The 12,073-nt window shown below is 67.7% G+C and carries 10 protein-coding genes; 7 read left to right on the top strand and 3 right to left on the bottom strand.

Annotation, left to right across the window (positions count from 1 at the left end):
• Positions 1-3: 3 nt before the first annotated feature.
• On the bottom strand, positions 4-246 hold the full coding sequence (locus BLTE_RS18235) for a hypothetical protein (RefSeq protein ID WP_162499888.1): 243 nt from the start codon (positions 244-246) through the stop codon (positions 4-6).
• Between BLTE_RS18235 and BLTE_RS12750 the strand changes: the two genes are divergently transcribed.
• The 5 genes from BLTE_RS12750 (at position 203) to fabI (ending at position 6,836) form a co-directional block, all read left to right on the top strand.
• Positions 203-688, top strand: a complete 486-nt coding sequence (locus tag BLTE_RS12750; RefSeq protein ID WP_126401060.1) for a hypothetical protein — start codon at positions 203-205, stop codon at positions 686-688. The two genes, BLTE_RS18235 and BLTE_RS12750, sit on opposite strands and share 44 nt — an antisense overlap.
• A gap of 736 nt (positions 689-1,424) precedes the next feature.
• The gene (locus BLTE_RS12745) at positions 1,425-3,623 is read left to right on the top strand and encodes a DUF3141 domain-containing protein (RefSeq protein WP_126402194.1); all 2,199 of its coding nucleotides are present in this window, start codon (positions 1,425-1,427) and stop codon (positions 3,621-3,623) included.
• 75 nt (positions 3,624-3,698) lie between these two features.
• Complete coding sequence (locus tag BLTE_RS12740; protein WP_126401059.1) at positions 3,699-4,706, top strand: phosphate acetyltransferase; 1,008 nt, start codon at positions 3,699-3,701, stop codon at positions 4,704-4,706.
• 5 nt (positions 4,707-4,711) lie between these two features.
• The gene (locus tag BLTE_RS12735) at positions 4,712-5,914 is read left to right on the top strand and encodes an acetate/propionate family kinase (RefSeq protein WP_126401058.1); all 1,203 of its coding nucleotides are present in this window, start codon (positions 4,712-4,714) and stop codon (positions 5,912-5,914) included.
• Positions 5,915-6,053: 139 nt separating this feature from the next.
• Entirely contained in the window at positions 6,054-6,836 is a 783-nt protein-coding gene (gene fabI / locus BLTE_RS12730) for an enoyl-ACP reductase FabI (RefSeq protein WP_126401057.1), read from the top strand.
• A 265-nt stretch (positions 6,837-7,101) separates the two neighbouring features.
• Here the strand turns inward: fabI and BLTE_RS12725 are convergent, their stop codons facing one another.
• Positions 7,102-8,193: an AI-2E family transporter gene (locus tag BLTE_RS12725; RefSeq protein WP_126401056.1), complete on the bottom strand. Its 1,092-nt coding sequence runs from the start codon at positions 8,191-8,193 to the stop codon at positions 7,102-7,104.
• A 121-nt stretch (positions 8,194-8,314) separates the two neighbouring features.
• Positions 8,315-8,908, bottom strand: a complete 594-nt coding sequence (gene nusG / locus BLTE_RS12720; RefSeq protein ID WP_126401055.1) for a transcription termination/antitermination protein NusG — start codon at positions 8,906-8,908, stop codon at positions 8,315-8,317.
• Between the two features lie 566 nt (positions 8,909-9,474).
• Between nusG and BLTE_RS18340 the strand changes: the two genes are divergently transcribed.
• Positions 9,475-10,956: a sugar transferase gene (locus tag BLTE_RS18340; RefSeq protein ID WP_197723234.1), complete on the top strand. Its 1,482-nt coding sequence runs from the start codon at positions 9,475-9,477 to the stop codon at positions 10,954-10,956.
• A 338-nt stretch (positions 10,957-11,294) separates the two neighbouring features.
• Complete coding sequence (locus BLTE_RS12710) at positions 11,295-12,071, top strand: class I SAM-dependent methyltransferase (RefSeq protein WP_126401054.1); 777 nt, start codon at positions 11,295-11,297, stop codon at positions 12,069-12,071.
• Positions 12,072-12,073 lie beyond the last annotated feature (2 nt).

Below are 12,073 nucleotides of genomic sequence, written 5' to 3'. Positions count from 1 at the left end.
ACGTCAGTCTCCGTCCTGGGCCTTGTGACGCTGATGGGCCGGCATCGATCCGCCATTGCGAATACTGGAAATGTTCCAGACCTCGGCCGCGCCGCCGTCATTTGCGAAAAAGTATAATTGCTTGATGAGCATAGGCAAATGACGCGGTGATGCACCGCTTGAAACGGCGCGTGTTTTGGTAGCATAATTCGCGTTGTCTGAAATGCTGAAATCAGCAGCGCCAGGGGAAATTGCCGTGGTTGCCAAAGTCGACGATCTCCTGCCCAACGCCGCAGACTGCCGGAAGGTGATCGCCCAGGTCGAGGCCGACCGGGCGATGCAGGCCGTGCGCGCCCGCGAGCATGAAGAGGCCGAGAAGCACGCGCTGCTCGAACGCTTCCAGCGGCCCTCCGGCATCGACGACGAGGAGCGCCTCAAGCGCGCCGCCGCGATCATCAATCGCGCGGTGGCCAACGGCCTGACGGAAACCCAGGTCTTTCGCTTTCCCAATGAGCTGTGCACCGACCGCGGCCGCGCCATCAACAATCAGGAGCCGGGGTGGGAGACCACGCTCACCGGCCTGCCCAAGGAGCTCTACGAGTTCTGGGAGAAGTTCCTGCGGCCGCGCGGCTATCATCTGAAGGTGGAGGTCGTCGAGTTTCCCGGCGGGGTGCCGGGCGATATCGGAATGACGCTGCGCTGGGGGTGAGAGGCGGCGGCCGGCCGGCGTGCTCCAGACCCCCAGCGTGCAGCACCCCGGTTCGTCAAACGCCTGTCACGGGCAGCGTCTGCAATCGTGGGCGTACGGCCGCGGGCGTACGGCGCGGAAACCCTGGCGGCTCGAACGGTTCGGCAGGGGAGCGTGACGCAGGCATCGCGCGGCAACACAAGAGACGCCGCGCCGCAGCGGGCTTTGCCGTTGCAGGGCCTCATGCCGGTGCGGCGGACATCATCGTGTCTCGCCTCTCTGGGACCCGTATCTCTGAGACCCGTATCGTCGGGCCCCGCATGAACGAGTTTCGTATCGCGTTGCCTCGCTGATTGTTGCGTCACTGATTGTTGCGTCATTCGGTGTTGCGTCATCGATCGAAGAGCGAGCACAGCACGCTGGCTTGAACCTCCAACGGGAGCGCAAGCGCATGTCGGCCAATCGACCCAAATCCCCCGAGCGCAGCAGGCCCGCGGACCGCAAGTCCGGTTCTGCCAACTCCACCCCGTCAAAACCCGCCGCGTCAAAACCCGCCGCGCCTGAACCGGCCGAACCCGGCCGCGCCGTCGCCGCGCGCGCGCCCAGCGCTCCGGCCCAAAGTTCAGACCGGGTTTCGGGCCAGGGGGCGGCCCTCGTCAGATCGGCGGCGGGCAGCCCGGCCGAACGCTCCGACACAGCACCCTCCGAGACCGCTCCCAGCCCGGGCGGAAGCCGCTACGCGCTCGTGCACGATCCGATGGCGGTGGCGCTCAATCCCATGGCCGCCGCGTTCGAATACATGGTCGACCTGTCCCAGCGCACGGTGCTGTTCTGGGACGTCATGCGCCAGCGCGGCAATGGCTACCGCGAGCACATGGCGATGGCCGCGCCCCACGTGCTCGACTATGAGGCCGAGCTGGTCGTCGATGGGCGCACGCTGGAGCGGCCGGTCAATTACGGGCTGGCGCGCATCATCCCGCCCGAAGGCGTGACGATCGATCCCACGCTTCGGCCGTTCGTGGTCTTCGATCCGCGCGCCGGCCACGGGCCGGGTATCGGCGGTTTCAAGGCCGACAGCGAGATCGGCGTGGCGCTGCGCGCCGGCCATCCTTGTTATTTCGTCGGCTTCCTGCCCGACCCGATGCCGGGCCAGACCATCGAGGACATCGCTCGCGCCGAGGCGGTCTTTCTCAAGACGGTGATCGAGCGGCACCCCGGCGTCGACGGCAGGCCGTGCGTCGTCGGCAACTGCCAAGCCGGCTGGGCGGTGATGATGCTGGCCGCGGTGGCGCCGGACCTGTTCGGCCCGATCATCGTCGCCGGCTCGCCGCTGTCCTACTGGACCGGCCAGAGCGGCCTCAACCCGATGCGCTATTCCGGCGGCCTGCTCGGCGGAAGCTGGCTCACGGCCTTGACCGGCGATCTCGGCCACGGGCGGTTCGACGGCGCCTGGCTGGTGCAGAACTTCGAGAACCTCAACCCCGCCAACACGCTGTGGACCAAGCCGTACAATCTGTTCGCCAAGATCGACACCGAGGCGCCGCACTATCTCGGCTTCGAGCGCTGGTGGGGCGGCCACGTCAATCTCAATGCCGAGGAGATGCAGTTCATCGTCGATGAGCTGTTCGTCGGCAACAAGCTCGCCGCCGGCGAGGTCAAGTCGTCGAACGGCACGGCGATCGACCTGCGCAACATCCGCTCGCCGATCATCGTGTTCTGCTCGAAGGGCGACAACATCACCCCGCCGCAGCAGGCGTTGGGCTGGATCCTCGACCTCTATGACGATGTCGACGAGATCCGCTCCTACGGCCAGACGATTGTCTATTCGGTGCACGAGAAGGTCGGCCACCTCGGCATTTTCGTGTCCGGCGGCGTCGCCCGCAAGGAGCATGGCGAGTTCGCCAGCAACATCGACCTCATCGACGTGCTGCCGCCCGGTCTTTATGAAGCCGTGTTCGAGTCGAAGTCCGCCGACACCGCGAACCCGGATCTGGCGCACGGCGACTGGATCATGCGCTGCGAGGCGCGCACCCTCGACGACATCCGCGCGCTGGGCGGCAATGACGTCGCCGACGACCGCAGCTTCGCCGCGGCGGCGCGGGTGTCGGAGATCAATCTGGCGCTCTACAAGACCTTCGCCCAGCCCTTCGTGCGTGCCGCGGTGAACGAGCAGGCGGCCGACCTGATGCACCGCCTGCACCCGCTGCGGGTCCAGTACGAGGCGCTGTCCGACGCCAATCCGCTGGCGGCGATGCTGGCGCCGGCGGCCGGTCTGGTGCGCGAAAACCGGGTCGAGGCCGGCAAGGACAATCCGTTCCTCACGCTGCAGGAGACCATGTCGCGCCAGATCATCGCCGGGCTCAATGCCTGGCGCGACGCCCGCGACAGCTTCAGCGAGGCGCTGTTCAAGGCGATCTACGGCTCGCCGGCCGTGCAGGCGATGGTCGGCATCGATCCGTCGTCCGAACGCCCGCTGCGCAAGGCCGGCAAGAGCGCGCTGTACCGCGAGCTGGTGGAGCGGCGGATCGCCGAGCTGAAATCGCGCATCGCCGAAGGCGGTCTGCGCGAGGCGGTGGTGCGCGCGCTGGTCTATATCGGCATGCCGCGGGCGTCGGTGGATGAGCGCGGCTTCGAGATGGTGCGCCGCATCCGGCGCAGCCAGGGCGACATGCCGCCGATCTCGCTGCAGGACTTCAAAGCGCTGGTGCGCGAGCAGTTCTTCCTGCTGCTGATCGATCCCGACGGTGCCATCGCGGCGCTGCCGGAGATGCTGCCGCAGGATGCCGCAGCGCGCGCCAAGGCGATGGCGCTCATCCGCGAGGTCCTGGCGGCGGCGGGCGACATCGACGGCGAGTCGAAGGAGCGGCTGCAGCGTATCGCCCGCATCTTCGAAGGCGGGCCGGCGCTGAAGGAGGTGACGTCGGGAGGCGGCAAGCCGTTCCTTCGAAGCGTCTGAGCGGCCGCCGGCCAAGACGCGGCGGTCCGGCGCGTCATTATCCCGGACCGCCGGCATAACAGGGAGGCGAGGTCCATGACCGTGTCCGACGTCTCGATCGCAAACGACGCGCCGGAGGCGGAAGCCGAGGCTGCGCCCGTGGTGCATCCGCGCCACGCCAAGTATGAGCGGCTGATCGCGCTCGCCAGGGAACAGCAGCCGATCAATACCGTGGTCGCCCACCCTTGCGACGAGACCTCGCTGCGCGGCGCGGTCGAGGCGGCCGAGGCCGGCATCATCGTGCCGATCCTGGTCGGGCCGAAGGCGAAGATCGCCGCGGTGGCCAAGGCGCACGGGCTCAATGTCAGTGCTTTCGAACTGGTCGACACCCCCCACAGCGAGGCCGCCGCGCAGAAGGCGGTCGAGCTGATCCGCGAGGGGCGGGGCGAGCTCTTGATGAAGGGCAGCCTTCATACCGACGAGCTGATGCGCGCCGTCGCCGCCACCGCCACCGGCCTGCGCACCGAGCGGCGGATCAGCCACGTCTTCATCATGGACGTGCCGACCTATCCCGAGACGCTGTTCATCACCGACGCGGCGATCAACATCGAGCCCGATCTCGATGCCAAGCGCGACATCGTCCAGAACGTCATCGACCTCTACACTCAGATCGGGCTTGGCACGCCGCGCGTGGCGCTGTTGTCGGCGGTCGAGACGGTGACCACCAAGATCCCCTCGACCATCGAATCCGCGGCGCTGTGCAAGATGGCCGAGCGCGGCCAGATCACCGGCGGCATTCTCGACGGGCCGCTCGCCTTCGACAATGCCATCGACCCCGAGGCGGCGAAGATCAAGGGCATCCGCTCCGAGGTGGCTGGGCGCGCCCAGATCCTGGTGGTGCCCAATCTCGAAGCCGGCAACATGCTGGCCAAGAACCTCACCTTCCTCGCCCGCGCCGATGCCGCCGGCATCGTGCTGGGTGCGCGCGTGCCGATCATCCTCACCTCGCGCGCCGATTCGGTGCGCACGCGCATGGCCTCCTGCGCCGTCGCCGTGCTCTATGCCCATGCGCGCCGGCATACCCTCACCGTGGCGCCCGGATAGACCAGATGGAAACCGTCCTCGTCATCAATTCCGGCTCCTCCAGCCTCAAGTTCCAAGTGTTCGAAGTCCATCCGCAGCAAGGCGCGACGGGCCTCAAGCGCCAGCTCAAGGGGCAGGTGGATGGCGTCGGCTCGCGCCCGCGGCTGCGCGCCGTCAATTGGGATGGCTCGGTGGCGACCGACCGGACCTTCTCGACCGACGAGATGCCGGATATGGCAACGGCCATGACTTTCGCCGCCGACTGGCTGCGCAGCACGCAGCAGCACGTCGATCTGTTCGCGGTCGGCCACCGCGTCGTGCATGGCGGCCCGGCCGGCGATCAGCCGCGGCTGGTGACGCCCGAGGTGCTGGCGGCGCTGGAGCGCTGCATTCCGCTGGCGCCGCTGCACCAGCCGCACAATCTGGCGCCGATCCGCGTGCTGGCGGCGCGCCGGCCCGATCTGCCCCAGGTTGCCTGCTTCGACACCGCCTTCCATCGCGGCCACGGTCCGCTGGCCGACCACTTCGCCATTCCGCTGGCGCTCTATGAGGAAGGCGTGCGCCGCTACGGCTTCCACGGCCTCTCTTATGAGTACATCGCCACCCGCCTGCCGGAGGTGGCGCCCGACATTGCCCGCGGCAAGGTGATCGTCGCCCATCTCGGCAGCGGCGCCTCGATGTGCGCGCTTGAGAATGGACGCAGCATCGACAGCACGATGAGCTTCACCGGCCTCGACGGCCTGCCGATGGGCACAAGGCCGGGGCAGATCGACCCCGGCGTGATCTTGCACCTGATGTCCGGTAAGGGCTGGGATGCCGCGGCCATCGAGCGCTTCCTCTATCACGACTGCGGCCTCAAGGGCCTGTCCGGCATCAGCAACGACATGCGCGAGCTTGAGGCCAGCGACGATCCGCGCGCGGCCTTCGCCGTCGACTATTTCGTCTACCGGGTCGCGCTCTCCACCGGCATGCTGGCGGCAGCACTCGGCGGGCTCGATGCCTTCGTGTTTACCGCCGGCATCGGCGAGAACTCGGCCTCGATCCGCGCCCGCGTCGCCGAACGGCTCGCTTGGCTTGGGATCAAGCTCGATCCGACCGCCAATGCGCGGCGCAACCTGCGCATCTCGGCGCCCGACAGCCGCATCCCCGTGCTGGTCGTTCCGACCGACGAGGAATCGATGATCGCCCGCCACACGCTCGCCGTGGTGACGGCGAAAAAGAACGCGTGACACGGCTTCTTGGCCGATCAAGCCTTCGAGCCGTATTCCGGTCGCCGAAAAATCCCCATCGGTTCAAGGATTTCTCGGCGAGACCGTTTCCGGGATCCCGAAGGGATCAACCGGAAACCATATGTGAGAAGGACCAGCCATGATCCCCGCCTACAAGGTCCGCATCCATGAGGGCCGCCGCGGCCTGATCGTCGGCATCGCCAACGACCAGTCGATCGCCTGGGGCTGCGCCAAGGCGTTCCGCGCGCTCGGCGCCGAGATCGCCGTCACCTATCTCAACGACAAGGCCAAGCCCCATGTCGAGCCGCTGGCGCGCGAGGTCGAGGCGCCGATCTTCATGCCGCTCGATGTCGCCAAGCCGGGCGAGATGGAGGCGGTGTTCGAGACGATCGCCAAGACCTGGGGCCGGCTCGATTTCGTGGTGCACTCGATCGCGTTTTCGCCGAAGGAGGCGCTGGGCGGCCGGGTGATCGATGTCGGCCGCGACGGCTTCCTCACCACCATGGACATTTCGTGCTGGTCGTTCATCCGCATGGCGCACCTCGCCGAGCCGTTGATGACCCATGGCGGCGCGCTGTTCACCATGACCTATTACGGCAGCCAGATGGTGGTGGAGCACTACAACATCATGGGCGTGGCCAAGGCGGCGCTGGAGGCGGCGGTGCGCTACCTCGCCGCCGAGCTCGGCCCCGGCGGCATCCGCGTGCATGCCATCTCGCCGGGCCCCCTTGCCACCCGCGCCGCCTCCGGCATTCCCGAGTTCGACGAACTCCTGGAGAAGGCCCGCACCAAGGCGCCGGCCCGCCAGCTCGTCACAATCGACGATGTCGGCCTCGCCACGGCGTTCCTGGCCCACGATGCCGCCCGCCTGATCACCGGCGAGACGCTCTATGTCGATGGCGGCTACCACATCATCGATTGATGCGGTTTGCGGTCGGTCGGCTCGCCTTTCTTCTTCCCTCTCCCCTTGTGGGAGAGGGGACGATCATCAGATCGCGAGGCGGGTGATACGGTTTCCGGCTGATCAAGCCTTCGAGCCGTATTCCGATCGCAGAAAAATCCATTCCAACTCAAGGAGTTTTCGGTGAGACCGTTTCCGGTATCCCGAAGGGATCAACCGGAAACCGTATGAGGGGTGACGTTGAGCGAGCTTGGGATGCGTTTTCACCCGGCGGATGTCGTGCGGTTCAGGGCGCGGCCGGCACCCGGTCGTCGCCGTGGCGGCGCCACTGGTCGAGCAGCGTGAACAGCACGGCGAGCAGGCTCGGGCCGATGAACAGCCCCAGAAAGCCGAACGAGACGAAGCCGCCGAACACGCCGAGAATGACCAGCGCCAACGGCATCTTGACGCCGAAGCTGATCAGCCAGGGCCGCACGAAATTGTCCACCGTGCCGACGAACAGGCCCCACACCACCATGAACACGGCCCAGCCGGTGGCGCCGCCCTCGAACAGCCACCACGCCGCGCCGCCCCACACGAAGACCATCAGCACGGCGCCGATCTGGCTGATGGCGAACAGCAGCGTGAGGAAGCTCAAGAGCGCCACGCCCGGCACGCCGGCAATCGCCAGACCCACCGCCATCACCACGCTCTGCACCACCGCGGTGCCGACCACGCCATAGGCGACGCCGGCCACCGCGCCCACCGCCACCTCCAGCGACCGCGTCGCCGCCTCGCCACCGAGCCGGTCGAGAATGTCGCGCATCGCCGCGCCGATCGTGTCGCCGCTTGCCCAGAACATGGTGGCGACGATCAAGGACAGCACGAGCTGCAGCACGCTGTCGGCCAGCGCCTTGGCGGCATCCAGCATGAAGCCGCGCAGTGTTTCGGCGTAGGGCGCGACGAGGGTGCGGAAATCGCCCTGGCCATCGATGATGCGCGTCCAGGCCGATTCGAGGTCGGATCCAACGAGCGGAATGCGGGCGAGGAACGCCGGTGCCGGCGGCGGATTGGCGGTGAAATCGTGCACGAAGCCGGTGGCGGTGGCGACCTGCTGCGACAGGCTCGGAACGAGCACGACGATCGGCACCACGATCACCACCAGCGCCACCCCCAGCAGCAGCGAGGCGGCGAGGCCCGGCCGGACGCCGTGGCGAACCATAAAGGCGCGCAGCGGCCACGCGGCGATCGCCAGCGTGCCGCCGAACAGGATGGCGGTGATGAACGGGCGCAGGATCAGCGCCACGCCGGCGAGCAGCCCGCCCAGCAGCGCCAGGATGATCGCCCGCTCGATGACCAGCCGGGTGCCGTGCGCCTGATCCGCCCTCGTGTCCTGCACGGCTGTCCCCTTGCGTCAGCGTCATCCGCGCCGGCCGGCGCAGGCGCGAACCGGCCGGCCGCGCCGCGCCAGGGTACCGGCTCGGACCGCGCGGCAAAAGGGGGCCGCAGCACTCAGGGTGTCAGCGAACGGGCTCGATCAGCTCGCGCGCCACCTTGAGACGGACGGTGCCGTTGAGCAGCTCGAGCAGGATCTCCACCCGCCCCCTGGCGTCGAGCTGCTCCAGCACGCCGAGCCCGCCGGTGAATGGGCCGCCGGTCAGCCGCACCCGATCGCCCGGCGCCAGCTCCGGCTCGAAATGGACGACGTCGTCGTCGCCGGTCAGGCGGCTCAGCTCCTCGACGATGCCGGCCGGAACCGGGCAGGGCAGGTCGCCCGACGACACGATGTGCGAAATGCCGATCGTGCCGTTCACCGACCGCCAGCGGTCGCGCGTCAGATCGAGCCGGATGAAGATGTAGCGCGGAAACAGCGCCGTCTTGACCACCTCGAAGCGCCGGGCGTGGCGCCTTGTGGTCAGGATCCGCGGCAGATAGGCGGCAAATCCCTGCTGCTGCAGATTGGTGCGCGCCAGCACCTCCTTCCGCGGCAGCGTGTGGCCGACATACCAGCGCGCGCCCAACGGCACATTGTCGGCCGCCGGCCCGGTCAGAGTGCCGGCTGCGAAGCCGGGGGCCGCCGTGGTTGCGCAGTCGCTTCGTTCTAAAGCTTCCATCGCGCGTTCGTCCTCATCCTTGATTTCAAGGTCGTCGCCTTCAACGTCATTGCCTTCGGCGTGGACGCCTCCGGCGCCGTCGTCTCCGGCGTCATCGCCTGCGCCATTTCCGTCAGCGTCATCGCCTCCAACACGGCTGCCGTGCGTCAGGATTGCCAACCGTTACGACGACCAACCGCCACGACGGCCAGGCGTCACGCCTGCCGGTCGTGCGCCCCCGCCGCACCGCCGGCGGGCGAATGGCGGCCGCAATTTAAGCGTGCGGAGAGGCGGAGTCACGTCCGCAGTTTCGGCCAATCTGCCCGCCGGAGAAACCGCGCCTGCCGGCCGGACGGTGGCGCCGTCGCCGCCTGATTCGGCTGCCGGCGCCCCAAGGCAAGCCCGAACGGGTCGGAAGGTGGCGGTTCCCGGTTGCCTCCGAAGGTTGTTGCCGGCGGCGGAAATGCACCAAAAAGGGGATGAAACAAATTTTATGTTGCAGCGATTGCGGATTTTTGGTTGTGTCAGCCGGCAAACGCTACCTGAGCGAGTTGCGGCCTCGGGCGCCATGGGGACGGGGGCATTCGATGCGATCGGCATACATTCTGGCCATCGATCTGTTGCTGATCGTGGCGGCGACTGTATTTGCGATTCTGCTGCGAGACAACCTGGAGTTCTCGGAGGATCGCTTCGAGGCCGTGCTGCCCTACCTCCTGGCGACGCTCGGCGTCGCCCTCATCGCGCTTCCGCTGTTCGGGGTGACGCGGGCGGTGTGGAAATACAGCTCGATGCGCAACTACATCGACATCGTGGCCGCCACCGGCGCCATGGTGGTCGGCGCGGTCGCCTTCACCTTCGTCATGACCCGGCTCGACGGTACGCCGCGCGCGCTACCGATCATCCAGGCGCTGCTGATCATGGTGGTTCTCATCGGCGCGCGGATTGCCGTGCGCACGTGGCACGCCCGCCAGCGCCGGATGGCCCGCGTGCGCGCGGTGGCGCTGCACGATCAGTCGGAGACCGTGCTGGTGGTCGGCCTGACGCGGCTGGCTGAGCTCTATCTGCACTGCGTCGCCGATTTCGCGCCGGACCGCATTCACGTCGCCGGCGTGCTCGATCCGCACGGCGATGTCGGGCGGGTGCTGATCACCCACCCGGTGCTCGGCACGGCCGAGCAGGTGTCGGAGGTCATCCGCACGCTGGAGGTCCACGGCGTGTTCGTCGACCGCGTCGTCGTCGCCCTGCCGTTCAAGGAGATGTCGAAGGCGGCGCAGCACGCGCTGCTGGCGCTTGAGGCCGGCTCCGACATCGCGCTCGAATTCCTCGACCAGAAGATGGGCCTCGATGTCCAGGCTGGCGATGAACAGGCCGCTGCGCCGTCGCAGCCGGCCGCCGCACCGCTGGCACCGACCGCCTCGCTGGCTCCGCACGCGCGCCTCAGTGCCAGCGTGTGGCCCTTCCCGCGGTCACGCTACTGGGCCGTCAAGCGCCTCATCGATATCGCCGCGTCGTCGATACTGTTGCTTGTCCTGGCGCCGGTGATGGCGGTCGTGGCGCTCGCCGTCGCCGCGGACGTGGGCTCGCCCGTCCTGTTCTGGCAGCAGCGGCCGGGGCGTCGCGGCCGCCCGTTCCGCGTCTACAAGTTCCGCACCATGGGCGCGGCGCACGACGCCAGCGGCCGGCGCCGGTCGGATGCCGAGCGGGTATCGGCCCTCGGCCATCTGCTGCGGCGGACCCGGCTCGATGAGCTGCCGCAACTGTTCAGCATCCTGCTCGGCCACATGTCGTTCGTCGGGCCGCGGCCGCTGTTGCCGGTCGACCAGCCGGCCGGTCATTCTGCGCGGCTGCTGGTGCGGCCCGGCCTCACTGGTTGGGCGCAGATCAAAGGCGGCCGCATCATTTCCGCCGAGGACAAGGCGGCGCTGGACGTCTGGTACGTCCGGAACGCCTCGCTCGCCCTCGATCTCCGCATCCTGCTGGGAACCATCCCGATGGTGCTGTTCGGCGAGCGTGTCGCCGAGGACGCCATCGCCCAGGCGTGGCGCGAGCTCAAGGAGGTGCGGGCGTGATGCGCACCGCGATGCCGGGCGACGCCATGGCGGGAGGCAACTGATTTCGCGTGGATGAAAGGCAGAGGCGGCGGCGCGTTCGCCGGCAGCTTTCATCCGTCCCGGGCCGAGACTTTGGCCTCACCAGACGCTGCTGCCGGTCCGCCGGCCGCAGCCCGCCACGGCCCCGCCTCGCGCGCCGCCCGGCACCTCAACGGCTGAAGCCGAAGCGCTTCACCCGAAGTGCGGTAGCGTGGGGCGCAGGCTCAAGCGCCGATGCGGGAAGATCGTGGATCAGAGATCACGCGACGTTCGCGGGACCGGCCGGCAGGGCGGATCGGACCGATGAGGAATTTTTGATGACGGACTTCACGCACCGCATTCACAGCGAGAAGGGCGTCGATGGCTTCACGGCGCTGGACGGAACCGTGAAGTTTTATGGGTTTGTCCACGCCATTCTGTTGAAGACCGGGGCACGGCAGGTTCTCGACTTCGGCGCGGGGCGCGGCGCCGCATTGGTCGATGACCGCTCCGTCTATCGGCGGCACCTGCGCGACCTGCGAGTGGGCGGCGCGCAGGTCACAGCCTGCGACGTGGACGAAATCGTCACGACACACCCCGCCTCGGACCGCCAAGTGGTGATCAAGCCCGGTGAGAGGCTGCCGTTCGACGACGGGAGTTTCGACGTCATCGTCTCCGACATGACCTTCGAACATATCGAGGATGCGCCGTTCGTCGCTGGTGAGCTCATCCGAATTCTGCGGCCGGGCGGGTATGTGTGCGCCAGGACGCCGAACCGGTTCGGCTACGTGCGCATGGTCAGCAGCCTCGTGCCGAACCGGCATCACGCGGGCGCGCTGCGATCGGTGCAGCCCGACCGCAAGGCGCTGGACGTGTTCCCCACGGTCTACCGTATGAACAGCATTGGCCAGATCCGGAACCTGTTTCCCGGCTGCACGGTGTTTCATTTCAACGACAGCGCCGAACCGTCGTACTATTTCGGCAATGCGTTCCTTTATCGCAGCTTCATGATCCTCCACCGGTTGCTCCCCGGCGCGCTGGCGACAGCGACGAATTTCTTCATCATGAAGCCGGGCGAGGGGGTGGCGGAGCAAGATTGTACGTCCGCGTCATAAAG

The sequence above is a fragment of the Blastochloris tepida genome (assembly GCF_003966715.1).
GTDB lineage: Bacteria > Pseudomonadota > Alphaproteobacteria > Rhizobiales > Xanthobacteraceae > Blastochloris > Blastochloris tepida.
This window is presented reverse-complemented; position numbering and strand designations above follow the sequence as displayed.

What these genes read in the sequence shown, in the direction of transcription:
- BLTE_RS12750 (WP_126401060.1), top strand. Translation starts at nt 203, where the DNA reads ATGCTGAAATCAGCAGCGCCAGGGGAAATTGCCGTGGTTGCCAAAGTC.
- BLTE_RS12745 (WP_126402194.1), top strand. Translation starts at nt 1,425, where the DNA reads ATGGCGGTGGCGCTCAATCCCATGGCCGCCGCGTTCGAATACATGGTC.
- BLTE_RS12740 (WP_126401059.1), top strand. Translation starts at nt 3,699, where the DNA reads ATGACCGTGTCCGACGTCTCGATCGCAAACGACGCGCCGGAGGCGGAA.
- BLTE_RS12735 (WP_126401058.1), top strand. Translation starts at nt 4,712, where the DNA reads ATGGAAACCGTCCTCGTCATCAATTCCGGCTCCTCCAGCCTCAAGTTC.
- fabI (WP_126401057.1), top strand. Translation starts at nt 6,054, where the DNA reads ATGATCCCCGCCTACAAGGTCCGCATCCATGAGGGCCGCCGCGGCCTG.
- nusG (WP_126401055.1), bottom strand. Translation starts at nt 8,908, where the DNA reads ATGGAAGCTTTAGAACGAAGCGACTGCGCAACCACGGCGGCCCCCGGC.
- BLTE_RS18340 (WP_197723234.1), top strand. Translation starts at nt 9,475, where the DNA reads ATGCGATCGGCATACATTCTGGCCATCGATCTGTTGCTGATCGTGGCG.
- BLTE_RS12710 (WP_126401054.1), top strand. Translation starts at nt 11,295, where the DNA reads ATGACGGACTTCACGCACCGCATTCACAGCGAGAAGGGCGTCGATGGC.